Source organism: Pseudomonas chlororaphis subsp. chlororaphis (assembly GCF_003945765.1).
GTDB classification, from domain to species: Bacteria; Pseudomonadota; Gammaproteobacteria; order Pseudomonadales; family Pseudomonadaceae; genus Aquipseudomonas; species Aquipseudomonas chlororaphis.
This window is the reverse complement of record NZ_CP027712.1, coordinates 2806958-2831615: the sequence shown is the minus strand read 5'-3', so window position 1 is coordinate 2831615 and position 24658 is coordinate 2806958. Positions and strand designations below refer to the sequence as shown.

Sequence of the window (24658 nt, the reverse complement as noted above, 5' to 3'; positions counted from 1 at the left end):
TGCGTGCCGGGCGCGCGGATCATCATCCCCATCGGCATGCCCCTGAAGACAGCAGGTGTGCCCATCAAACGCAGAAGCCAGGGCAAGGCCCTGGCTTCTGGTTGGTTGCAACGAGGCGGTCCGGTTCAAGGTTTGCCGCCATGGGCAAACGCTAGATCTGCGCTTCCTCTTCCTTCAACGCCGCCTGCACCAGGGGGTGCAGCGCCGCGCCGGGGTGTGTCACCTCCCAGGCGGTCAACTCTCTGCGCATGGCCGGCGTCCAGAAGCTTTTCAGGTGCTGACGCACGCTACGCACTGCCTGGGCCTTGTCCGGCTCGCTGGCGAAGAACTGGGCAATCTGGTTGGCCATCTTGATCAGGCTTTCGCTGCTCATCGGCGCACCTCGGCTTTCTCGGCGTGACGACGCTCCCGCAGCAGGCGCCCCTGTTCATCACTGAACGCCTGATAACGCTTCTGCCATTCGGAAGGCTGGTTGACCCGCACCACCTCTACCGCCGTCACCTTGTATTCCGGGCAGTTGGTGGCCCAGTCGGAGTTGTCGGTGGTGATCACGTTGGCGCCCGATTCCGGGAAGTGGAAGGTGGTGTAGACCACCCCCGGCGCCACCCGCTCGCTGACCTTGGCCCGCAGCACTGTCTGCCCGGCGCGACTGCCGATACCGACCCAGTCGCCATCGACGATGCCGCGGTTCTCGGCGTCGGTCGGGTGGATTTCCAGGCGGTCCTCCTCGTGCCAGGCCACGTTGTCGGTGCGCCGGGTCTGGGCGCCGACGTTGTACTGGCTGAGGATGCGCCCGGTGGTCAGCAGCAACGGGTAGCGGCTGTTGACCTTCTCCTCGGTGGGCACGTAGCCGGTGAGCATGAAGCGGCCCTTGCCGCGCACGAATTCATCGATGTGCATGGTCGGCGTGCCGTCCGGAGCGGCATCGTTGCACGGCCATTGCAGGCTGCCGTGCCGGTCCAGCTCGGTGTAGCTGACGCGGTGGAAGGTCGGCGTCAGGCGCGCGATCTCATCCATGATCTCCGACGGGTGGTTGTACTGCATTTTGTAGCCCAGGGCCTCGGCCAGGGCGATGGTGGCTTCCCAGTCGGCCTTGCCGGCCAGCGGCTCCATCACCTTGCGCACCCGCGAGATACGGCGCTCGGCGTTGGTGAAGGTGCCGTCCTTCTCGAGGAAGGAGCTGCCCGGCAGGAACACATGGGCGAACTTGGCCGTCTCGTTGAGGAAGATGTCCTGCACCACCACGCACTCCATGGCCGTCAGGGCGGCGGTCACGTGCTGGGTGTTGGGGTCGCTCTGGGCAATGTCCTCGCCCTGGCAGTAGAGCGCCTTGAAGGTGCCGTCCAGGGCCGCCTCGAACATATTGGGAATGCGCAGGCCCGGGTCGGGTTGCAGGGTCACGTTCCAGGCCTGTTCGAACTCGGCGCGCACCGCCTCGTTGGAAATATGCCGATAGCCAGGCAGCTCGTGGGGGAAGGACCCCATGTCGCAGGAGCCCTGGACGTTGTTCTGCCCGCGCAGCGGGTTGACCCCGACACCCTCGCGGCCGATGTTGCCGGTGACCATCGCCAGGTTGGCGATGCCCATCACCGAGGTGCTGCCCTGGCTGTGCTCGGTGACGCCCAGGCCGTAGTAGATGGCCGCATTGCCCCCGGTGGCGTAAAGCCGCGCGGCGTCGCGGATCTGCCTGGCGGGCACGCCGCAGATCGGCCCCAGGACCTCGGGGGAGTTTTCCGCCAGGCTGACGAAATCGCGCCAGCGGGCGAAGTCCGCCGCTTCGCAGCGCTGATCGACGAAAAGCTGGTTGACCAGGCCCTCGGTGACGATCACATGGGCCAATGCGTTGAGCATCGCCACGTTGGTGCCCGGACGCAGCTGCAAATGCAGGTCGGCACGGGCATGGGGCGAATCCACCAGGTCGATGCGCCGTGGGTCGATGACGATCAGCCGCGCGCCCTGGCGCAGGCGGCGCTTGAGCTGGGAGCCGAATACCGGGTGCGCGTCGGTAGGGTTGGCACCCATCACCAGGATGACGTCGGCCTGCATCACCGAGTCGAAACTCTGGGTGCCAGCGGATTCGCCCAGCGTCTGCTTGAGGCCGTAGCCGGTGGGCGAATGGCAGACCCGGGCGCAGGTGTCGACGTTGTTGTTGCCAAAGGCGGTGCGCACCAGCTTCTGCACCAGGTAGGTCTCTTCGTTGGTGCAACGGCTGGAGGTGATGCCGCCGATCGAGTCGCGCCCGTATTTCAGCTGGATGCGGCGCAACTCGCTGGCCGCGTAGGTGACCGCCTCTTCCCAGCTGACTTCCTGCCACGGATCGCTGATGTGCTTGCGGATCATCGGCTTGGTGATGCGGTCCGGGTGGGTGGCGTAGCCCCAGGCGAAGCGGCCCTTGACGCAGGAATGGCCGTGGTTGGCCTGGCCGTTCTTGTCCGGGACCATGCGCACCAGTTGCTCGCCTTTCATTTCCGCGCGGAAAGAGCAGCCCACGCCACAGTAGGCGCAGGTGGTGATGACGCTGCGCTCGGGCTGGCCGATTTCCACCACGCTCTTTTCCATCAGGGTGGCGGTCGGGCAGGCCTGCACGCAGGCGCCGCAGGACACGCACTCGGAGTCGAGGAAATTGTCGCCGCCGGCCGCCGCCACCCGGGAATCGAAGCCGCGCCCGCTGATGGTCAGGGCGAAGGTGCCCTGGGTTTCCTCGCAGGCACGCACGCAGCGGTTGCAGACGATGCACTTGCTCGGGTCGTAGTCGAAATAGGGGTTGGAGACATCCTTCTGTTCGTCCAGGTGGTTGGCGCCCTCATAGCCGTAGCGCACTTCCCGCAGGCCCACCTGCCCCGCCACCGTCTGCAACTCGCAATTGCCGTTGGCCGAGCAGGTCAGGCAGTCCAGCGGGTGGTCGGAGATATACAGCTCCATCACGTTGCGCCGCAGGCTGGCGAGCTTGGAAGTCTGGGTGTGGACGACCATGCCCTCGGTCACAGGCGTAGTGCAGGAGGCCGGATAGCCGCGCATGCCCTCGATCTCCACCAGGCACATGCGGCAGGAGCCAAAGGCTTCCAGGCTGTCGGTGGCGCAGAGTTTGGGGATAGTGGTGCCGAGCAACGCCGCGGCGCGCATCACCGAGGTGCCGGAAGCGACACTGATTTCCCGGCCGTCGATGGTCAGGCTGACCTGTACCGCGCTTTCGCGGGCCGGGGTGCCGAGGTCGATATCACTGGTAGGGTCGAAGATATTGATCATTGGTCGGCCTCCGTGGTCGCCAGACCGAAGTCGGCGGGAAAGTGCTTGAGGGCGCTGGCGACAGGGTAGGAAGTCATCCCGCCCAGGGCACAGAGCGAGCCGTATTGCAGGGTGTCGCAAAGGTCTTGCAGCAGCAGCGCCTGTTCCTCACGGGCCGCGGCGTCGGTGCTGGCGATCAAACGGTCCACCACCTCCACTCCACGGGTCGAGCCGATCCGGCACGGCGTGCACTTGCCGCAGGACTCCTCGGCGCAGAACTGCAAGGCGAAACGGGCCATGTGGGCCATGTCCAGGCTGTCGTCGGCGACCACCACGCCGCCGTGGCCGAGCATCGCGCCCATGGCGGCGAACGCTTCGTAGTCCAGCGGCGTATCGAACTGCGCGGGGGGCACCCAGGCCCCCAGCGGCCCACCCACTTGCGCCGCCTTCAGTGGCCGGCCGCTGGCGGTACCCCCGCCATAACCTTCCACCAGCTCACGCAGGCTCAGGCCGAAGGCGCGTTCCACCAGGCCCGCCTGGCGGACGTTGCCGGCCAGCTGGAACGGCATGGTGCCCAGGGAACGCCCCATGCCGAAGTCGCGATAGAACTGCGCGCCCTTCTCCAGGATGATCGGCACCGAAGCCAGGGTCAGCACGTTGTGCACCAGCGTTGGCAAGCCGAACAGGCCCTGCAGGGCCGGCAGCGGCGGCTTGGCGCGAACCGTGCCGCGCTTGCCCTCGAGGGACTCCAGCAGCGCCGTTTCCTCACCGCAGATGTAGGCGCCGGCCCCGACCCGCACCTCCAGGTCGAAGGGGCGGCCGCTACCGCCGACATTCGCCCCCAGGTAACCGGCTTCGCGGGCGATGCGCAGGGCCTCGTTCAGGGTGCCGATGGCGTCCGGGTATTCCGAGCGCACGTAGATATAGCCCTTGCTGGCCCCCACCGCGATGCCGGCGATGATCATGCCTTCGATCAGCAGGAAGGGGTCGCCTTCCATCAGCATGCGGTCGGCGAAGGTGCCAGAGTCGCCTTCATCGGCGTTACAGACCACGTATTTCTGGGCACCCGCGGCTTCGCGCACGGTGCGCCACTTGATCCCCGCCGGAAAGGCCGCGCCTCCCCGGCCGCGCAGGCCGGAGTCGAGCACGCTGGCGACCACCTGCGCGCCCTCCATCTGGATGGCCCGGGCCAGGCCCTGGAAACCGCCCTGGGCGCGGTAGTCGTCCAGGGACAGCGGTTGAGTGATGCCGGCCCGAGCGAACAGCAGGCGCTGCTGGCTCTGCAGATAAGGGATCTGCTCCACCGGCCCCAGGGCCAACGGATGGCTGCCGGGGTCGCCCGCCAGGGCGTCGAGCAGGCTCGGCACGTCCTCCGGAGTGAGGGGGCCGAAACCCAGCCGGCCGTCGGCGCTGTCCACTTCCAGCAGCGGCTCCAGCCAATAGAGGCCACGGGAGCTGGTGCGGCGCAGCTCCAACGGCAATTGTCGACGCTCGGCCTCACGCACCAGCGCCACGGCCACCTTGTCCGCGCCCACGGCACGGGCCACCGAATCGCGGGGGATATAGAGCTTCAGCATGCGCCATCCTCCAGGCAGCCACTCACCAGCTGGCGCAGGCGCTCGGGGGTGATCCGGGCGTGCAGTTCGCCGTCCAGTTCCAGGGCCGGCGAACAGGCGCAGGCCCCCAGGCAATAGACCGGTCGCAAGTTGATACTGCCATCGGCCGTGGTGCCATGGTCGTCCAGCAACAGTTGTTCGCGCAGCTGCGCGGCCAGGCCTTCGGCGCCCCGGCTCTGGCAGGACTCGGCCCGGCACAGGCGCAGGGTATGGCGCGCGGGCGGCGTGGTACGGAAATCGTGGTAGAAGCTGATCACGCCGTGCACTTCAGCCAGGCTGAGGTTGAGGGCATGGGCGATCTCGGGGATGGCGGTGTCGGGGATGTACCCGCAACCGTCCTGAATGGCGTGGAGAATGGGCAACAAGGCACCGGGAGTGTCCTTTTCGCGCTCCAATACGCTGTGAATCAGAGGCAGGTGAAGCGTGTCATCAGACATAAACGTACCTCGGCATCTCGAACGACATCGCTATATAGCGGTAGCCGTCCGGAGTCTTCGGCTGCAGCGCCCGGCCACGTCACGGAGGCGTGGATCCTCGGTCGCCATTCTTGCTCTCCGGCCAAGTGTCTTGGCGCACCGGGTCCGGGGCATCCTGGAAGCTTGCCCATCGCCATGGTCCGGCGATTGCACCCAGGCGACCCATCGTGTCCTGAAAGCGACCTGCTGGTCAGGAGCGCTGACCCGCACCCGTTCAAGACACTCAAGCAAGCTCAGCGTAGTCCACAGGCCCCATCGATTACCCGCCCGCCCGGCTCGTTGATGCAGCGCTTTAATAGGCCGAGCCGGACCGGCGAGCGCTTCGGTCTTTGTTCGTTTCCTATGCCCCACGTCCAGATAGCAAACTGAATCGCCAAATAGACATGTAATCCTTTGAAACCGGCCACTTCATGCAAACGACTAGCACGTAGTCGAAATGCCAAACAGCCCACGAGAAACGAGCCATCCGCTCATTCTTCTTAAGTATGCATCCTGCAACGTGTTTGGCACCGAAAGAAACTCGCCCCCCGAATAGCCTCATAAAGCCCAGTATTCTTGGGGGCCATCCTGTTTTATCCGGCGACTTCCGTATTCTTCCCACCCGTTGCCTTGGGTGCCATATCTCTCACCCCCTCACATGCACCCCTTCATGACTCACAATGCATCCGAACGGCCGAGGCTTTTATAAAAGTAAAAACCCGGCAACAACATCAGCGTCGCCATGATGCAAATGATCGAAATGGAATCAGGCACGAAAGGCAGTTGCGCGACGACGAATGCGGCAACGGCTCCCACCGCCTGGTATCCCACGTTCATCGTCGCGTTCAAGGTCCCGCGGTCGGAATTGCCGCAATGCGCGTTCGCTCCCGAGAGGATATGCGCGGACAACAACTGGCGACAGGCGTTGTAGACGAACCAGGCCGCACAGGCGGCCCACAAGCCCAGGGTGGAAGCTGCAAGACTCAGGACGGCGATACCGTTGATCCCAAGCACCACGTAGAACGTCTTCGCTCGCCTGCCTGCCAACGCCGTCAGGCACCATGCCCCCAGCACAGCCCCGGCTCCGCCGAAAAACAGCGCCATGGACGACTCGCCGTCGTCCAGCAGCCGTTGAAAATATGACGGCATCCATGAAATCAATGCGAAATAGGCAAAGCCCTGAAACCAGTACAACAAGGCATAGCTGCGTAATACCCCATCATCCAGATAAAGCCTCGCGGCACCTTGCCTGACACCGGCCGCCTCCGCCCGCGCGGGGGCATAGCGGCGATAGTATGAAAAGTAGCTGATCACTCCCAGGCCAAGGCTGGCCATGGCGAACGCCAGAAAAACGTAATGCCATCTCGCCGCGGTAGAGAAGCCTATCCCCAGCGGCAGAATGACCAGTCCCGCCAATGAAGCGGCGGTGCTGACCAGCGCGGTGACTCGCCGACGCGCCTGGCCGGCATAGACATCCGCGATCACCGCATACAGGCTCGCCCCTATCAGGGGCATGCACAGACCTGTCAGGCCCCGCGAGACAATGGCGGCGCTGCCGTTCTCGGCAAAGAACATGAGGAGAAAGCAGGCAGCACTCATGCAGAGCCCCAGTTGCAGGCTCAGGGGCCGACCGACTTTATCGATGAACCGCCCGACGAACAGGTTGCCAATCAATGCCATCAAGGGAAACGCAGCCAGCAACAGCCCCATTGAACAGGCGTCCAGGGAAAACCCGTCACGCACGCCCAGCAATAACACCGGCATGATGAGGAGATTGCCAACGACCAGGAACTGAGCCCAAAACAATACGAACGCAATCAATCAGATGCCTGCCCCATTCCGTGGCCAAGTGCCCGCAGCCACAGCATTTATCCCTGCGCGTCGTGGTGCGGACGAACGGTTACCAACCCGGACAGCCGTTCGAGACACTCAGACAAAGAAGTACGGGAGGTGTCTAGGTAAACGTGCGGACAGTCCGGTACTTCATAGGGGTCATCGACACCGGTAAAGCCACTTAGCTCGCCCCTGCGTGCTTTCCTGTAAAGCCCCTTCGGGTCCCGGCTTTCGCAGACATGAAGCGGGGCGCTGACATGCACTTCCTGAAAGCGCTCCACCCCGATAATGCTCCTGGCCAGCTCCCGATCCCGCCGATAGGGAGAAATGAAAGCCGCCATGACGACCAGCCCGGCATCGTTCATCAGCCGCGCGACTTCCGCCACCCGCCGTATATTCTCAGTCCTACCCTGACTGTCGAAACCCAGGTCGCGGCACAGGCCATGACGGACATTGTCGCCATCGAGGACGCAGCAATGAATGCGTTTGGCGACCAGCAAGCTCTCCAGGTTGAAGGCCAGCGTGCTCTTGCCCGCGGCGCTCAATCCGGTGAACCACAGTGTCAAAGGGCGTTGCGCCGACAATATCGCCCGCATCTCGGGCGTTACCGAGCTGCCGTGCCAGGTCAGGTTCTGAGCGAGCATCTGTCTATCCGCCATCAGTGCCGATCCCAGAATGCAGAAAACTCGAACATCTGCCCCGTAGCCGGCAGACATTCTTGCTCCCCTTCATAAATGAAACTGCCGACGGCAAATGTACCTTCCGGGGTCCGCGCGAACACCGCCTCGCGAAAACCAGAGCGCGCAAAACAGCGCCTTATGTGGTCTGCGGCCGCTTCCCCATCGTCGAATTCATTGAGGCTTCGGGTCCACACGACCCGGGCCCCGGGACGGCAAAACCCCGGCAACGCACCTATCAGCCTCTGCACATGCTCGTTGCGTACATTGCCGAATACTCCGCACACCATGACCAGCTCGACCTTGGGCAAATCCCGGTAGGTGGAAAACAACGTCGCATCCGCGCAGCGAAACCGCACGCTGTCGCCCCACCCCTGAGCGGCGAATGCTCTTCGGCCCTGGTCAACCAACGCCTGATCGAACTCGATCAAGGTCGCGTCCACCGCTTTGCCCGCCTGCACCGACGACAAGGCCTGCAATAGATCACGCCCATCGCCTGCGCACAGACTCAATATCTGCACATGCGGTGACGCCATCGAGTCGATCGCCTCCGCGACCTGCCGACTGACTTCCACAAGTCGTGCTTGCAGTGGCGAAAAATCCCGGTAGTTCTCATGCCAACTTTGCCAATTCACAGCGAGCTCCTTTTGCTGGATTGATCGGTACGATCAGACCTGTATCAGATATAGGCAGATTGCCCTTTGACCACTTGATGAAGCTCCTTCAACTCGCCCAGCAAGCGCTTGACGAGAGCCAAAGGGATCATGTTGGGACCGTCGCTCAGCGCCGCGGCGGGGTCCGGGTGGGTTTCCATAAAGATGCCATCCACGCCCGCCGCCACTGCCGCCTTGGCCAGCCTCGGCGCGTACCTGGCGTCCCCACCGGAACTATCACCCAAAGCGCCGGGGCGCTGAACGGAATGCGTGGCGTCGAATACCAATGGTTGCGCCCTCTGCATCAACTGCTGCATCCCTCGAAAATCGTTGACCAGGTAGTTGTAGCCAAATGAGCTGCCGCGCTCGCATACCAACAAGTCGCTATTACCAAAGGACAGGATCTTGTCGACGGCACTGATCATTTCCGTCGGACTCAGGAACTGGCCCTTCTTGATGTTTATCGGTTTACCGGCAGCGGCTACCCGCCTCAGGAATTCGGTCTGTCTCACCAGAAAGGCCGGGGTCTGCAACACATCGACGACGTCGGCTATCTCGTCGAGGTTGGTGTACTCGTGCACGTCGCTCAGGACCTTCAAGCCAAAGCGGGTCTTGACCGCCTGCAGGATGCTCAGCGACTGGTCCAGAGCCAGCCCGGTGAAACTGTCCTTGGAGGTTCGGTTCGCCTTCACGAAACTCGCCTTGAATACGATATCAATCCCGCAGGCCTGGCGAACTTGCGCCAGTTCTTCGGCAATCCGGAACGTGACGCTTTCATTTTCGACCACGCAGGGACCGGCAAAGATAAACAGTTCGTTCTCACGAATCCCTTGGCGACGCTCAGGAAACAGCTTATGCAGCACTTCATAGCTCATGAAAGTTCTCGCTCGGTTCGTTCCAGCCACGCTGGGCGGTGCCGTAGCATTGCAACGCCACGGCTATTCGCGACATGTCCACGCTTGCCGCCTCTTTCGAGACGTAAGCGGCGTTGTAGTCCTTGCCCTGCAGCGCCTTGTCCAGCAGGCCACGAACCTCGTATCGACGCGGGTCCCGGGGTTTCACATAGTCGCTATAACGCTGGCTCGCATCCGTACCTCCGAGCCTGGCCCTGATCTCGTCCAGGGTGCGAATGAAGGGTTGTTCCTGCTCCAGGATCAGGGTTTCAACGTCCAAGACCTGCGCATACTTACGCTGCAGTCGCAGGGTGTTCAGATAGGCCTGGTTGAACACTTGATCGTTGACAGGGCTGTCGGGATAAAAGGCTTTTTCCCATGACGCCAGGCATTGCACCGGCGAACGCAAGACCAGCACGAGCAAGACTTTTTCGGCCTGGAAAATATCGATAGCCTTGCGAACCGGGTCGTAGTCCGCCTCCTCCAGGCGGTAGGGGCCAAATGCCTCCTTGACCACAACGCGCCTCCCTGCATAACGCTCCAGTCGCGTCTCGCTCGACGTCCCGCTGAGGGCGCAGCGGATCTGATGCTTCAAGGGTTGGAAAAAACCCACGAAGTCGCTGTGCGACAAAGCGTTGAAGACAAAAGTAGTCCCGCTCCTACAAGGACCGACGACCAGCACGAGGTCATACACTGGCAACAACCTCTCGGATCTTGCTAAGCAGCGTCTCTCGCTCCTCGAATTGCCACTCAAGACGCTTTACCGGGAGGGGGTCGAGCAAGGCATTGCTGTCAAAGCTCAGCGACTTCGAATACCCAAGCCACTTCGGGCGCTGTGGATCGACAGGCGTCAACAACTGCCCTGCTATCACCTTCCGATCGTCACTCTCGCCCGCCAGCCTGCTCTGGCAGTCGGGCAATACGATAAGTTTGGGCAGCACCGGCCACGTCTCTATCTGCGAGGGCTCACACAGTTGCGAGACCCTTACCTTCTTCTTCCTGCCGCCAGAGGGCTGAACCAGCCGCAGCTCCTCGAACCACCCCAATACATGGAACGCCCCGGCAATCGGTATGAGGAGCAAACGGTCATTGGTGATGTACCGGGCACCCTCGGCCTTCAGCGATTCCAACAAGCAAGTAGTCTTGCCCTGCCCCTTCTCTCCGACATAACAAATGGCTCTACCGGCCAACGAAAAAGCGGAGGCATGCAGCACGGCACCGCCGGTGTTTTCTATTTCAGTGATCAGCAGTTGTTTGATGACCCGCTGAACATCCTTGATCAAGGCCTCCTCGGTCACATAAACAATCTCGATCTGGGTGCCGGAAATGCTGAATAGCGTTCCATTCAGAGGATTGAATATGTCGCGCCTTGACGGGGAGTACTGTTTTATCTTGCCAAAACGAAAGTCCGAAACAGCGTCATCCAACAAGAACGTCATGGGCTGCCAATCGGGTCCGACCTGAGTAAAAACCCCTTGGCGCAACACAATTGTGTAATGAGGTTGGCCAGCAGGTTGCTTCAACTGCAGGAACGGCAGCAGATAATCCTTAAGGACGCCTTCGAATAGTTCGGCATCCTGCTGGCCCGTACAGCAGACCCTCAAGTCGACCAAACCATAGTAATTCAAATCGAACTCACGCCAGCCTGTATTTCTCAAAGTATTCGTCCTTGGCCTTTAAAAACGATTCAAGTGATCGAGAAGTGCAATAAAGTTGGTCATTGCAAATGGGCACACCGACAAAGACGCTGTCACCCGAAGCCAGTCTCACCCTGACTTCCCCATGGATCTTTGTGGCTCGAGCCCCGCCGATATAATCGAGCGTTTGAACAATCGCGCGAGCACAAGAATAACTGGAGAGATTCGCAATCGAGTGATAGCGCTGCATCTTCCACCATTTAAAATATTCATCCTGGCTCAGTTCCTCCCTGAGCAAGTCAAACAGTTGCGCGCTCACATATTTATCTTGAGTCTCACGATGATACCTATAGAGCTGCGCATTGGAAAATCCGTCGAACACGCACTCTTCTCGAACATCGTAGAACACTTGCTCCTGTATATTGTGCGCCCCAAAAATATAATCGATATCAGGTTTCTGATAAGACAAGCGGTTATAGTCGTTCTGTACGCCGACGCCAATGGTGAAAGCATCGATAGTCGATTCGACATACCAACCCAACCGAGTGCAGGGATTCGTCACCAGGATGATATTTTTCCCACGCATCAACTCCAGATAACGATCGATAATCTTCTTGTTGTCGGCAAACAAATCATTTTTACTGCCCTGCGCAGCAGTTTTGGTACCGGCGATAAAAAGAACGGTATGGCTATTAGCTATGGAGGCCCGATCGAAGGATATCTTCCAGTTCTGCGCCAGATGATCTTGAAAGCTGCATTCCAGCCGACAGGCTTGTTCATGGCTTTCAACATAGAACACCACCTCCCAGTTTTCGCAGCTTCCCAGCAATGACATCAGAGACTGTCCGACCTGACCGGTACCTCCGATCACGCAAAGACGGCCGGCATTCGACTTCGGTGTGTTGATCCACATGTGCACATCGTCCTTGTTGTTTAACCCGTACCCCGGACACCAGACACCAGACACCATCAACTAGCGGACAGCATTGATCGTCCCCAGCCATTCCAATAGCGGCGGAACATGGGATGCTTCATGGGCTTGCAGGTTTTTACGGCATCGGCTGAACACGTGCGCCGGTATCGCGGACCTCACCATGCCGGCCACTTCGATCAGGCCGCGAGAAACGACTACAACGAGCTGGTATCTCTGCGCCAGCGTCCAGAGGTAATCCCAGTCGATGCCTCCGGCGACCAGCACTCTGAGTGCATCCACGAAGGGATAAACAGCCGCCCCCTCTAGAATGTTCGATACGCTACAGGCCCTCTGGAGCAATGAACAAACATAGAGTTCGCGGCAAAGCCCGGGGTAAGCATTGCCGGCGACCCTGGCATTTCGTGTCCGCCTCCAGACATCCAGTTCATCGCCCCCCGGCAGCACGGAAAACTCCAGATCGATATAGGCAATCACCATCGGCTGCCCCGACAGATAAATAACCGTATATTCGGAAAGTATTTCCTGATGGACTTGCAAAGCCTCTACTTTCGCCACCTTGATATACGGTCGGATATCCTGCTCGTTCCGCCATGCGGCCATGGACTTCGACGCCCATGGCTGTACATATAAGGACTGTCCATCGGGCGACAACTTGTTTTTGCTGACCTGAGCCTGGAAAAAACCCTGGTTTTCAAACACGTCAAGCGCAAGAGGCAACTGATCACGTCTGACGATCAAATCCACATCGGAGATAAAGCGATGGGCCGCGCGACTACGGTAGTTATAAATAAAGTCCACACCTTTATAAGGCATGACGTCAACATTGCGAGACTTGAGAGCCTTGAATACCGGCTCCAGCATTGAACGCCTGACGGCGGTCACTGCAACCAGCGCATGATAAAGTTTCGCCAATTTGAAAAGCCGACAACTTTCAACGAATGGAAAAATACTGTCGACAAACGACACCATCTTCGTCTTGTGCATGAACTGCACAACAAGCTCCTGATTTTCATTCAACCAGAGCCTGTCGATACAGCTCAGAAGATATTTGACATAACCTCTTGTTTCATCCTCATCTATCGACGCCATACCGGCGGACAAGGCCAACAGCAGCATATTATTTGCTCGTTCATCCACGATCATATATGCCTGCTTGCGTATTGACTCGATAAACGAATGGCAAAAGATAAAATACAACAGCAGCCATCGATTGCTTAAAAGCCATAAAACGCTCGGAAAGCAAACCGCTCGACGCTTCCTTGTGTTTGGAACCACGCATTACAGATCCTTCTGACTCACCCCAGGGCTGTCACAAATATTTCATAAACCAGAATGTTCCGACCAATGCATTCAATGAATACTTACAATGCAATCCACGCATGCGCACGCAATGACGCTTCTTGCCTCAAGCTCATCCAACTTGTCGAAAAACCGAAAATGAGCACCGGATGAACCCGCTCCATCGTTTGAGTCTGCGCACCGCCGTGGGCTGCCTGGATCCCTGGGCTTTGCAGACAAGCCGCACAGCGCATTGACAGTACCTGACCCCCAGCCCCAAGATCGGCGCCATGAATCTCTTCCCGTGCCATCTCACCCGCACGACCACCACGACCGCTTCCGGCGGGTCGTGTGGTCGCTGCATGAGCTGACAACAGCACAGTCGAACCCAAGGCCCCGCCAGCAATGGACGGGGCCTTTTGTTTCTCCGTCCAGCTGGCCCACAGGAGAAACACCATGCCGTCACCCCAGGCCCAGCGCCCCGCCCTGCTGATCGTCGACATGCAGGTCGGCCTGTTTCACGGACCAGAGCAGCCCTTCGAGGGGCAGCGCGTGCTCGACAATATCAACCAGTTGATCCACCGCGCCCGGCAGGCCGGCGCGCCGGTGATCGCCGTGCGCCATACCGGCCCGCAAGGTTCGCCCATCGCCGCCGGCAGCGCGCCGTGGCAACTGCTGCCGCAATTGCAGCTCGAGGCCAGCGACCGGCGGCTGGACAAAACCCGCCCCAATTGTTTTGTCGGCACCGGGCTGGCCGAACACCTGCGGGCGGCGCAGGTCGATGAGCTGGTGATCGTCGGCATGAAAACCCAGTACTGCATCGACGCCACCTGCCGCGCCACCCTGGACCTGGGGTTCGCCGCCGTACTGGCGGAGGATGCCCATACCTGCATGGACACCCCGGCGCTCCCGGCCCGGGCGATCATCGACCACCACAATGCGACCCTGGACGGCGCCTTTGTCCGGCGAGTGAAAACTGCTGATATTCGCTTCTGAATGCCCTCCTTGTAGGAGCAGTGTCAGGCACGCCGCTGCTTCTGTAGGAGCCAAGCTTGCTGGCGATCAGGCCCTCGAGAACGGCGACGCTCTCCAGGCCGCGGTCGCGGGAAAAACCCGCGACCGCGCCTTGCCAAAGCGCCCTGCAATCCGCAATCTTGAGCGCTTGAGTGGTTTATCACGGTACAGCAGCTCCCTGAGCCGTACGCCGGTTGCCATCGCTGCGCCGTACGCCGTCCGTCCCTCTTCAGTCCTTCAGGAGACACGCATGCCCGCCACCGTTCTGGTCCTCGTCGAAACCATCAATGACTACCTGTGGATTCTGGAAAACCAGGGCTTCCACCTGATCCTCGCGCCGACGCCCAGCGAACGGGCGGCCGCCATCAAGGCCCATGCCGGGCAGATCAACGCGGTGCTCACCCGTGGTCCGCTGGGCCTGAGCGCCGAAGAAATCGCCGCCTTGGCGCACCTGGAAATCATCTGTGTGATCGGCGCCGGCTACGAGCAGGTCGACCTGCAGGCGGCGAGCAACCGTGGCATAGCGGTGAGCAACGGCGCCGGGGTCAACGCCTCGTCGGTGGCCGACCATGCCATGGCCCTGTTGCTGTCGCTGGTGCGTGACATCCCCCGTGCCGATGCCGCCGTGCGGCGCGGCGAATGGCCGAAAGTCATGCGCCCGTCCCTGGCCGGCAAGCGCCTGGGTGTCCTCGGCCTCGGCGCCGTCGGCCTGGCCATCGCCAAGCGCTGCGCCAACGGCTTCGACATGAGCGTCAGCTACCACAACCGGCAGATCCGCAGCGACGTGCCCTACAGCTTCTGCCCGACCCCGACCGAACTGGCGCGGCACTCGGACTTCCTGGTGGTCGCCACGCCTGGCGGCATAGGCACTCGCCAGCTGATCGACAAAGCCGTGCTGCAGGCCCTGGGGCCGGAGGGTTTCCTGGTGAACATCGCCCGCGCCAGCGTGGTGAATACCGCCGACCTGCTGCAGGCCCTGGAGCAACGCAGCATCGCCGGCGCAGCCCTGGACGTATTCGACGACGAACCGCGGGTACCGGACGCCTTGAAGACCCTGAACAATGTGGTGCTGACGCCCCACGTCGCCGGGCTGTCGCCGGAAGCGACCCAGGCCACCGTGGAGCTGGTGGGCAAGAACCTCGTCGCCCACTTCAGCGGCCAGCCGCTGTTGACCCCCATCGCCCTGCCTGCCCCGAACTGAATCAGGCGCCGTGGCCACAGACGCCACGCAGGCCATGCCCCGCGCTGGGCGCCTTCGGCGCTAGGCAGAAACAGTGCCGTGCGCCGCTCCGGTCGGAATGCTCATTCAGGCCCGGCGAACTGGACTAGAGTGAAGCCGGGCCCATTCAAACGCTTGTATCAAAAGCAATGATTGCCCGGCAACACGCTCACCTATAAAGGCCTGCGGCGATTGTGGCGCTCAGGTGGGCGCATTAGATTAGCCAATAATCTCTGGCCTCCAGAATAAGCAGAAGGGATAAGCATGGCGCTTACTGACCAGTCCACCCGTACTCGCTCCGGCGAGGAACTCGATGCCAACCTGATCGATCCGTACCTCAAGGCGCATATTCCGGGCCTGACCGGCACCCCGCAGATCAGCCAGTTTCCGGGCGGCGCTTCGAACCTGACCTACCTGCTGGAATACCCGGGACAGGAATTCGTCCTGCGCCGCCCGCCCTTCGGCCACAAGGCCAAGTCGGCCCACGACATGGGCCGCGAATACCGCATCCTCAACCAGCTCAAGGACGGCTTTCCGTATTGCCCGAAAGCCTATGTGCACTGCACCGACGAATCGGTGATCGGCGCCGAGTTCTATGTGATGGAGCGGGTCAAGGGCATCATCCTGCGCTCCGACCTGCCGCCGGAGCTGGGTTTCGACGCGGCCAGGACCGAAGCCCTGTGCAAGAGCTTCATCGACAAGTTCGTCGAGCTGCACCGCGTCGACTACAAGGCCTGCGGCCTGAGCGACCTGGGCAAGCCCGAAGGTTACGTGCAACGCCAGATCAAGGGCTGGAGCGACCGCTACGAGAAAGCCCTGACCCCGGATGCGCCCAAGTGGGAAGCGGTCAAGGCCTGGCTCAACGACAAGATGCCGGCCGATCACCCGACCTCCAGCATCGTGCACAACGACTACCGCTTCGACAACGTGATCCTCGACCCGGCCAACCCGATGCAGATCATCGGCGTGCTGGACTGGGAACTGACCACCCTCGGCGATCCGCTGATGGACCTGGGCAACACCCTGGCCTACTGGATCGAAGCGGGCGACCCGGCGCCGGTGCAACTGATGCGCCGCCAGCCGAGCAACGCCCCGGGCATGCTGACTCGCCAGCAGTTCGTCGACTATTACGCCGAACGCGCCGGCATCCAGATTGGCAATTTCGACTTCTACTACACCTACGGCCTGTTCCGCCTGGCCGGCATCGTGCAACAGATCTACTACCGCTTCTTCCATGGCCAGACCCAGGACAAACGCTTCGCGCAGTTCATTCACATGAACAAGTTGCTGGAGCAGATGAGCCTGCAAGTCATCAAGAAATCCAGCCTCTGATCGTCCCGACGCGCCAGGCACACAATAAGGAAAAACCATGTCCAAGACTCAGTTGTTCGACCTCGACGGCAAGATCGCTTTCGTCTCCGGCGCCAGCCGCGGCATCGGTGAAGCCATCGCCAAGCTACTGGCCCAGCAAGGCGCCCATGTGATCGTCTCGAGCCGCAAGCTCGAAGGCTGCCAGCATGTGGCCGACGCCATCGTCGCCGCCGGCGGCAAGGCCACCGCCATCGCCTGCCATATCGGCGAGATGGAGCAGATCAGCCAGGTGTTCGCCGGCATCCGCGAACAGTTCGGGCGCCTGGACATCCTGGTCAACAACGCCGCCACCAACCCGCAGTTCTGCAACGTGCTGGACACTGACCTGGGCGCCTTCCAGAAGACCGTCGACGTGAACATCCGCGGCTACTTCTTCATGTCGGTGGAAGCCGGCAAGCTGATGCGCGACAACGGCGGCGGCAGCATCATCAACGTGGCCTCGATCAACGGCGTGTCCCCCGGCATCTTCCAGGGCATCTACTCGGTGAGCAAGGCCGCGGTGATCAACATGACCAAGGTCTTCGCCAAGGAATGCGCGCAGTTCGGCATCCGCTGCAACGCCCTGCTACCGGGCCTGACCGACACCAAGTTCGCCTCGGCGCTGGTGAAGAACGACGCCATCCTCAAGACCGCCCTGGCGCAGATCCCCCTCAAGCGCGTGGCCGACCCGAGCGAAATGGCCGGCGCCGTGCTCTACCTGGCCAGCGATGCCTCGAGCTACACCACGGGCATATCGCTGAACGTGGACGGCGGTTTCCTGTCCTGATCGACCTTCGCCGTACAACAAAGGCAGCCTTCGGGCTGCCTTTTTATTGCCCGGTACCCACACCTCGCCCCAACCTTTCTCAAACAGAAAACCAAGCCTGTCACAGTTCTGGTATCAAGCTCGTAGCACTCTATAAATATTTTGTTACAAGCTCATTTGTCATGCTATAACCCTCTCGCAGTTATTTTTCTGCAACACCACTCATATGAAAACCATTGTTTGAAAACAGCGGAGATTGATGTGTGCCTTAAAGAAAAACAACTTGAGGATCAACAACTGACCATTCGTTGATTATCGACTTCCCAATATGTACCACCTAGTGAGTATCAAGCGATACAGTAACGATAACCGAGACTGAACTTGCTATTGCTCAGTAAAAAACAATAAGCACACCACGTGCTTCTAAACAGCACCTTTGTTTCAGCCCATCATTTAAGCCCTGCCTATTACAAGAGATCGAAACATCAGTTTCGACCAAGGACATATCTCAAGGAAAAGGAACATGGACGTAGCAGGTATCGATTCAGACAAACGCAGCAACCGCTTAAAACCAGCTTCCCTGAGCCCTGTCGCAATGGCCATCGCCTTGTGGCTGGGTCAGGGCCAGATGGCTCTGGCAGATAATCCGCCCACCGGCTCGCCCTATACACCCCAGGTCTTGGAGGCTGCATTCAGGAAAGCCGCTGCGTCGTTCGCGCCGGGTACCGCCGTGTATACCAACTTGCGTTTTGGTGTAGGCAATACCCTGGACCTGGCAGCCAAAGAGTTTGCCGCACAATCGACAAAGTTCGACTCGCTGCTCCAGCAGAACTACGAGTTGCAGACGGAAAACCTGTCGATCAGTGCAATGCTCGGCGATACGAGCAAGCCACTTGATTACAACAACAATCTGGATCGTTATAAAAGCCGCCTGTTCAGCAACTCCGGCCGTTATACCCAGAACATATTCGACTTCGCCCAAGCGATTATTGCCAACCTGCCGGCGGCCCAACCTTATACCTATATAGAGCCGGGCGTGGCCACGGACCTGCACAAACAACTCAATGCCGGACAGTCATGGTCCGCCGCGACCGGCAACTGGAGCAATAACGCGCAAACCTGGAAGACTCCGGAAGCCCAGGTCAACTCCGGCCTGGACCGGACCAACGCCTATTACGCCTATGCCCTGGGTATCACCGGGAAAGGGGTAAACGTCGGCGTGCTGGACTCGGGCATCCTCAGTGAACATTCGGAATTCCAGGGCAAGAACGCCACAGGCGAAAACCGTGTGCAGGCGGTCACCTCTACCGGCGAATACTACGCAACCCATCCGCGCTATCGGTTGGAGGTGCCGGCCGGCGAGTTCCACAAAGGTGAGCACTTCAGTATTGCGGGTGAGTACGACCCGAGCTTCAACGACGGCCACGGCACGGAAATGTCCGGAGTACTGGCGGCCAGTCGCAATGGTACCGGCATGCACGGCATCGCCTTCGACGCCAATCTGTTCGTGGCCAACACCGGCGGCAGCGACAACGACCGTTATCAAGGCTCCAACGACCTCGACTACAACGCCTTCATGGCCAGCTACGACGCGCTGGCGGCGAAAAAAGTGTCGATCGTCAACCAGAGCTGGGGGCAGAACTCGCGTAATGACGTAGAGAACCACTTCGGCACTGTCGGCGACAGCCCGGAGGCTATCCTCAGGGACATGACCGCCGCCTACCGGCCGTTCTGGGACAAGGCCCACGCGGGCCAGAAGACCTGGATGGATGCCATGGCCGACGCCGGCCGGCAGTACTCGTTCATCCAGATCATCTCCGCCGGCAACGACAGCCATGGCGCCAACCCGGACACCAACGCCAACCTCCCCTATTTCAAGCCGGACCTGGAATCCAAGTGGCTGTCCATCACCGGTTATGACGAGAGCGGCGCCCAGGTCTACAACCGCTGCGGCACTTCCAAGTGGTGGTGCGTCATGGGGGTTTCCGGCATTCCGTCCGCAGGACCGGAAGGCGAGATCATCCCCAACGCCAACGGCACCTCGGCGGCCGCCCCCAGCGTTTCCGGCGCACTGGCCCTGGTGATCCAGCGCTTTCCCTACATGACCGCGAGCCAGGCCCGCGATGTCTTGCTGACCACCTCCACCCTGCAAACCCCGGACGGCCCCGACACCCCGGTCGGCGACCGGACGGGCGGACGCACCTACGACAACCTGCAACCGGTGCACGACGCCGCTCCCGGCACCCCGCAGGTGCCAGGGGTGGTCAACGGCTGGGGCCTGCCCAACCTGAAAAAGGCCATGCAGGGCCCGGGACAGTTCGTCGGTGCACTGGCCGTGGCGCTGCCCGCCGGCACCCGCGATATCTGGGCCAACGACATCTCCGACGAAGCGATCCGTGCCCGACGCAGCGAAGACGCCGCCGAACAGGCCACCTGGAGCGCGATCAAGCAGCACAAAGGCTGGGTCAACGGTCTACCGGCCGGGGCCTCGGCGGACGATCAATTCCAGTACCAGATCGGCATGGCCCGGGAACAGGCAACGCTGACCCGCGGCCTGGACCCGCTGACCGGCCAGACCTATGTCGGCAGCCTGACAAAGTCCGGGGATGGGGAACTGGTACTCGACGGTCAAAGCAGCTATTCGGGCAGTACCTGGGTCCGTGGCGGCAAGCTCTCGGTGGACGGCAGATTGACCTCCAGCGTGACGGTCGATGGCAGCGCCGTGGGCACCGTCGATGCCAATAACCAGGTGGTCACCCGTATCGGCGGCACCCTGGCGGGTAACGGCAGCATCGGCACCCTGCTGGTGAACAACGGCGGTACCGTGGCCCCCGGCCATTCGGTCGGCACCCTGCACACCGGCGACGTCACGTTCAACCCGGGTTCGGTGTACGCGGTGGAAGTCGCCGCCAACGGGCAGACCGACACCCTCCAGAGCACGGGCGTGGCTACTCTCAACGGCGGACAGGTCACCCTCTCCATGGAAAACAGCCCCAACCTGCTGTCTGCGGCCCAGGCCAGCAGCTACCTGGGCCAGCAGTTCAACATCCTCAGCGCCAGCCAGGGTATCAACGGCCAGTTCGCTTCCGTCGCCCCCAGTTTCTTGTTCCTCGACACCCGCCTGAACTACCAGCCGAACCAGCTGAACCTGGGCATCTACCGCAACCAGACCGCGTTCGCCAGCGTAGCCTTGACCCGTAACGAGCGTGCCGTCGCCAGCGCCATCGACACATTGAGCGCAGGTAATCCGGTGTACGAGAGCATCCTGGCCTCCGACTCGGCGGAACTGGCGCGACAAGCCTTCAACCAGCTCGATGGCCAGGTGCACTCCGACATCGCCGCTGCGCAGATCGCTGACAGCCGTTACCTGCGTGACGCAGTCAACGGCCGCCTGCAACAGGCTCAGGTCCTGGATACCGATATGGATATCCAGGCCAGCAGCAATGGTGGCTGGGTACAATTGCTCGGCGGCCACAGGCAAGTCGACGCCGATCACAACGCCACGCGCTACAACACTTCCACCACCGGCGTCCTGCTCGGCCTGGACACCGACGTCGGCGATGGCTGGCGCGTCGGTGCGGCAACCGGCTACACCAGGACCGATCTGAACGGAGCCTCCAGGACTTCCGCCGACAGCGACAACTATCACCTGTCGATCTATGGCGGCAAACGTTTCGACAGCATCGCCCTGCGCCTCGGCGGAGCCACCACCTGGCACCGCTTCGACACTTCCCGTGACGTGGCGTACGGCAACCAGTCGAGCCATGAAAAAGCCAACTACAACGCGCGTACCGATCAGGTGTTCGGCGAAATCGGCTACACCCGGTGGGCGGCTTTCGAGCCCTTCGCCAACCTCAGCTACATCAACTTCCAGAATGACTCGTTCAAGGAACGCGGCGGGGCAGCAGCCTTGCATGGCAGCAAGCAAAGCCAGGACGCCACGCTCTCGACCCTTGGCCTGCGAGGTCATACGCAATTGCCGGTGAGCGCCACCCGCTCGGTGACCTTGCGTGGCGAGCTGGGCTGGGAACACCAGTACGGCGACCTGGATCGTGAAACCTCATTGAAATTTGCCGGCAGTGCGGCGGCCTTTGCGGTGAACGGCGTGCCGGTGTCTCGCGATGGCGCGGTGGTCAAGGCCGCTGCGGAAATGGCCATGAGCAAAGACACCCTGGTGTCGCTGAACTACACCGGGCTGGTGTCCGACCATGGCGGTGGCAGCTCGGTCAACCTGGGGTTCACCTTCCAGTTCTGACCCTGTCCAGGTGATCGGCCCATGGGTGCAATGACTGTTCATTGCACCCTTTTTTATTTACGCCCTTCGGCTTTTCCCGGCCGGGTTGCCGAGCAGCAGCGGCGCGTCGCTGAAAATTTATTCCATAGATTGCAATTACGGAATTTTTATTCCATAAAGAGCATTCCTTACAACAACAATTCTGCAAGGGGTCGGCGATGGGTGAACTGGGAATAGGCTTGATCGGCACGGGCTTCATGGGCCGGGCCCATGCGTTGGCGTTCCGTAATGTCAGCGCGGTGTTCGAGTTGCCGGTGCGCCTGCACCTGGCGGCGCTGGCCGATGCCGATCGCCAGCGCGCCGAACGTTGCGCCGCGGCCTGGGGTTTTGCCCAGGCCCACGGCGACTGGCAACGGTTGATCGACGACCCCAGGGTCGACCTGGTGGCGATCACCACACCCAATCACCTGCACTTCCCCATGGCCATGGCCGCCCTGAAGGCCGGCAAGGCGGTGTATTGCGAAAAGCCCCTGGCGGTCAGCGTCGAACAGGCGCAGCAAATGCAGCACGCGGCCCAGGCCGCCGGGGTAGTCACCCGGGTCGGCTACAACTACCAGCACAACCCGATGATCGTGCAGGCCAAGGCGCTGATCGACAGCGGCGAACTGGGACAGATCGTCAGCTTCCAGGGCGAGTTCAGCGAAGACTTCATGGCCGACCCGGCCTCGCCCTTCTCCTGGCGCTGCGACCCGCAGCACGCCGGCGGCGCCCTGGCCGACCTGGGCAGCCACCTGCTGGCCATGGCGCGTTATCTGCTGGGCGAGGTCGAGGCGGTCTGCGCCGACAGCCAGACCGTGCACCACCAGCGCCCGGCCAGCGCCGGCAGCCAGGAGCAGCGCCCGATCACCGTGGACGACCAGGCCCATGCCCTGCTGCGTTTCGCCAGCGGTGCCCGCGGGACCTTCAGCAGCAGCTGGCTCAAGCATGGCTACAAGAACCACCTGAGTTTCGAGATCAGCGGCACCCGCGGCACCCTGGCCTTCGACCAGGAGCGTCTCAACGAACTGCGCCTGTACCGTGCCGGTGATAGCGGCTTTCAACGCCTGCTGGCCGGGCCCGCCCTGCCCGGCTACGCCGCCTTCAGCCCGGCCCCGGGGCATCAACTGGGCTACAACGAGCTCAAGACCCTGGAGGTGCATGAGCTGATCATGGCGCTGGGCGGCCAGGGGCAAGGCGGGACGGATTTCGCCGAGGCCTGGCAGGTCGAGCGCCTGGCGGCGGCGATTCGCCTTGCCGCCGCCGAACAGCGCTGGGTGACCCTGTAGCCGCTGCTGAGCCAAGGCGAAGCTGCAAAAAGGTCCGCAGGAGCTTGCTTGGCGGCCTCAGGATCGCGGCGTCTGCTGCGCAGCCGTTCGCAGCCTGCGGCAGCGGCTACAAGGGTAATACCGCTAGACGTGCGGCCAACGCCTTGGCCTGGCTGGCCACGTCGGTCACCGCGGTGCTTTCCCACCACATGCCGCGCAACGGCGGGCCCATGGCGAACAGCCGGCGGGCAACCTGCCCTTCGGCATCCACCACCGCGCCACCGCTGTCGGCCCAAATCCCCAGGGCCAGCGGCCCCGGCGTGATCAGGCCACGGGCCAGCAGTTGCTGCGGCAACGGCCGGGCGACCCGGCGCCAGTCGTATTCGATGCCGCTGGAGTTGATCAGCGCATCCCCCGCGACCCAGCGGGTTTGCGCTTCGCCACGGCGACGGATGCCAATCGCCAGACGCCCATCCGCCGAAGGCTCCAGGCCCTTGAACGAGGCCGCCTGGATGCGCAACCGCCCTTCCCCGTGCAAACGCGCCACCAGCTCGGCGCTCAGCGGCGGCGAACGGTGGTGATGGCTTTCCCACCACGGCCGCACATGGCGCACGAACTGCCGGCGCTGCACGTCCGTGGCCTGGCTCCACAAGCGCCCGATATGGGCGCGCACCGTGTCCAGCGGCGCCTGCCAGTCCACGCCCTCCGCCAGCGCCTGGCGACATTGCCGACGCAACTCGCGCAGCAACTGGCGCGGGCTGCGCAGGCTGGGATCCTCGGCGAGGAAGTCGACCCAGGCCGGTGGCTGGCGCCGCACATGGGGCAACAGGCCGTGGCGCGAGAACACCTCGATCGGCCCGCGATGCCCGGCCTGCTCCAGGGACACCACGGCGTCGACCATGGTCAGCCCGGAGCCGATGATCAGCACCGTGGCCTGCGGGTCGAGCCGGCTCATGGCCGAAACGTCCCAGGGGTCCAGCGCGGCGGCGTTGAGGCCGCTGGATTCGGTCTGCGGCGTACGTGCCGCCGGGAACATGCCGGTGGCCAGCACGGCAAAGGCACCGCGTAGTTGCTGACCGTCGTTGAGGGTCAGCCAGGCACCCTCGGCATCGGCCTGCAAGTCCACCACCTCGGCGCGCACATGCGCCACCGTCGAGCCCTGCGAGGCGCCCATCGCCTGGGCCTCGGCCAGCCGCTGCTGGACATACAGGCCGAAGATTCCGCGCGGAGGAAACAGCTCGCTGATGGGCACGGGCTGCTGCTTCGATTCCGGCCAGCCGCCGGCGGCGATGTAATCGGTCAGCCATTGAGTCAGGTCGTCGGCGTTGTCCGGGTCGACGCTCATGCGCGCGGCGTTGCCGTTCAGGGTGTGGCCCAGTTCGACGGCGCTGTAGGCCTCGCCGCGCCCCAGCTCGCTGCGCGGCTCGATCACCAGCACCTGGCGCCGGCCCGGCAGGCGCAGCAGTTGGGCGGCGAGCAAGGCGCCACTCAGGCCGCCACCGACGATCAGCACATCGGCATCACGGGTGGCGCCGCTCGCCTGTCCGTTGGGTGTTTGGCTCATGGGGTT

General features: G+C 61.8%; 20 protein-coding genes. 6 read left to right on the top strand and 14 right to left on the bottom strand.

Annotated elements, in window-relative coordinates; all coding sequences use genetic code 11:
- Positions 1-151: 151 nt before the first annotated feature.
- The 13 genes from C4K27_RS13070 to C4K27_RS31220 form a co-directional block, all read right to left on the bottom strand.
- Positions 152-373 (bottom strand): formate dehydrogenase subunit delta, encoded by a 222-nt coding sequence (locus tag C4K27_RS13070; RefSeq protein ID WP_053260768.1) that lies wholly within the window; start codon positions 371-373, stop codon positions 152-154.
- On the bottom strand, positions 370-3246 hold the full coding sequence (gene fdhF / locus C4K27_RS13065) for a formate dehydrogenase subunit alpha (protein WP_053260767.1): 2877 nt from the start codon (positions 3244-3246) through the stop codon (positions 370-372). Before fdhF ends, C4K27_RS13070 begins: the two co-directional genes overlap by 4 nt.
- Complete coding sequence (locus tag C4K27_RS13060; RefSeq protein ID WP_053260766.1) at positions 3243-4802, bottom strand: formate dehydrogenase beta subunit; 1560 nt, start codon at positions 4800-4802, stop codon at positions 3243-3245. Before C4K27_RS13060 ends, fdhF begins: the two co-directional genes overlap by 4 nt.
- The gene (locus C4K27_RS13055; protein WP_038579753.1) at positions 4796-5278 is read right to left on the bottom strand and encodes a formate dehydrogenase subunit gamma; all 483 of its coding nucleotides are present in this window, start codon (positions 5276-5278) and stop codon (positions 4796-4798) included. The genes C4K27_RS13060 and C4K27_RS13055 overlap by 7 nt, the downstream gene beginning before the upstream one ends.
- A 693-nt stretch (positions 5279-5971) precedes the next feature.
- Positions 5972-7117 (bottom strand): MFS transporter, encoded by a 1146-nt coding sequence (locus C4K27_RS13050; RefSeq protein WP_053260765.1) that lies wholly within the window; start codon positions 7115-7117, stop codon positions 5972-5974.
- A gap of 47 nt (positions 7118-7164) precedes the next feature.
- Positions 7165-7788, bottom strand: coding sequence for an adenylyl-sulfate kinase (gene cysC / locus C4K27_RS13045; RefSeq protein ID WP_125738130.1), 624 nt, complete (start codon positions 7786-7788; stop codon positions 7165-7167).
- Positions 7788-8441, bottom strand: a complete 654-nt coding sequence (locus C4K27_RS13040; protein WP_053260764.1) for a class I SAM-dependent methyltransferase family protein — start codon at positions 8439-8441, stop codon at positions 7788-7790. Before C4K27_RS13040 ends, cysC begins: the two co-directional genes overlap by 1 nt.
- A gap of 44 nt (positions 8442-8485) precedes the next feature.
- Positions 8486-9334 (bottom strand): 3-deoxy-8-phosphooctulonate synthase, encoded by an 849-nt coding sequence (gene kdsA, locus C4K27_RS13035; RefSeq protein WP_053260763.1) that lies wholly within the window; start codon positions 9332-9334, stop codon positions 8486-8488.
- Positions 9324-10046, bottom strand: a complete 723-nt coding sequence (locus tag C4K27_RS31455) for a sulfotransferase family protein (protein WP_238437511.1) — start codon at positions 10044-10046, stop codon at positions 9324-9326. Before C4K27_RS31455 ends, kdsA begins: the two co-directional genes overlap by 11 nt.
- On the bottom strand, positions 10039-11010 hold the full coding sequence (locus C4K27_RS13025) for a phosphoenolpyruvate carboxykinase (ATP) (RefSeq protein ID WP_249026050.1): 972 nt from the start codon (positions 11008-11010) through the stop codon (positions 10039-10041). Before C4K27_RS13025 ends, C4K27_RS31455 begins: the two co-directional genes overlap by 8 nt.
- The gene (locus tag C4K27_RS13020) at positions 10988-11902 is read right to left on the bottom strand and encodes a hypothetical protein (protein WP_125738017.1); all 915 of its coding nucleotides are present in this window, start codon (positions 11900-11902) and stop codon (positions 10988-10990) included. The genes C4K27_RS13025 and C4K27_RS13020 overlap by 23 nt, the downstream gene beginning before the upstream one ends.
- Before the next feature lie 60 nt (positions 11903-11962).
- Complete coding sequence (locus tag C4K27_RS13015) at positions 11963-13039, bottom strand: nucleotidyltransferase family protein (protein ID WP_081002262.1); 1077 nt, start codon at positions 13037-13039, stop codon at positions 11963-11965.
- 13 nt (positions 13040-13052) lie between these two features.
- On the bottom strand, positions 13053-13202 hold the full coding sequence (locus tag C4K27_RS31220) for a hypothetical protein (protein WP_155500338.1): 150 nt from the start codon (positions 13200-13202) through the stop codon (positions 13053-13055).
- Between the two features lie 455 nt (positions 13203-13657).
- On the opposite strand from C4K27_RS31220, the gene C4K27_RS13010 reads away from it, so the two are divergent.
- The 6 genes from C4K27_RS13010 to C4K27_RS12985 all read left to right on the top strand — a co-directional run bounded on the left by C4K27_RS13010 (position 13658) and on the right by C4K27_RS12985 (position 23109).
- The gene (locus C4K27_RS13010; RefSeq protein ID WP_053260762.1) at positions 13658-14197 is read left to right on the top strand and encodes a cysteine hydrolase family protein; all 540 of its coding nucleotides are present in this window, start codon (positions 13658-13660) and stop codon (positions 14195-14197) included.
- Between the two features lie 268 nt (positions 14198-14465).
- Positions 14466-15416 carry a 2-hydroxyacid dehydrogenase gene (locus tag C4K27_RS13005; protein WP_053260761.1) on the top strand — a complete coding sequence of 317 codons (951 nt, stop codon included), beginning with the start codon at positions 14466-14468 and terminating at the stop codon, positions 15414-15416.
- A 282-nt stretch (positions 15417-15698) separates the two neighbouring features.
- Positions 15699-16766: a phosphotransferase family protein gene (locus tag C4K27_RS13000; RefSeq protein ID WP_009043417.1), complete on the top strand. Its 1068-nt coding sequence runs from the start codon at positions 15699-15701 to the stop codon at positions 16764-16766.
- Between the two features lie 37 nt (positions 16767-16803).
- The gene (locus C4K27_RS12995; protein ID WP_053260760.1) at positions 16804-17571 is read left to right on the top strand and encodes an SDR family oxidoreductase; all 768 of its coding nucleotides are present in this window, start codon (positions 16804-16806) and stop codon (positions 17569-17571) included.
- Positions 17572-18073: 502 nt separating this feature from the next.
- Complete coding sequence (locus tag C4K27_RS12990; protein ID WP_053260759.1) at positions 18074-21805, top strand: autotransporter domain-containing protein; 3732 nt, start codon at positions 18074-18076, stop codon at positions 21803-21805.
- Between the two features lie 197 nt (positions 21806-22002).
- Positions 22003-23109 carry a Gfo/Idh/MocA family protein gene (locus C4K27_RS12985; protein ID WP_053260758.1) on the top strand — a complete coding sequence of 369 codons (1107 nt, stop codon included), beginning with the start codon at positions 22003-22005 and terminating at the stop codon, positions 23107-23109.
- Positions 23110-23215: 106 nt separating this feature from the next.
- Here the strand turns inward: C4K27_RS12985 and C4K27_RS12980 are convergent, their stop codons facing one another.
- Positions 23216-24652, bottom strand: coding sequence for an FAD/NAD(P)-binding protein (locus tag C4K27_RS12980; protein WP_053260757.1), 1437 nt, complete (start codon positions 24650-24652; stop codon positions 23216-23218).
- Positions 24653-24658: the final 6 nt, after the last annotated feature.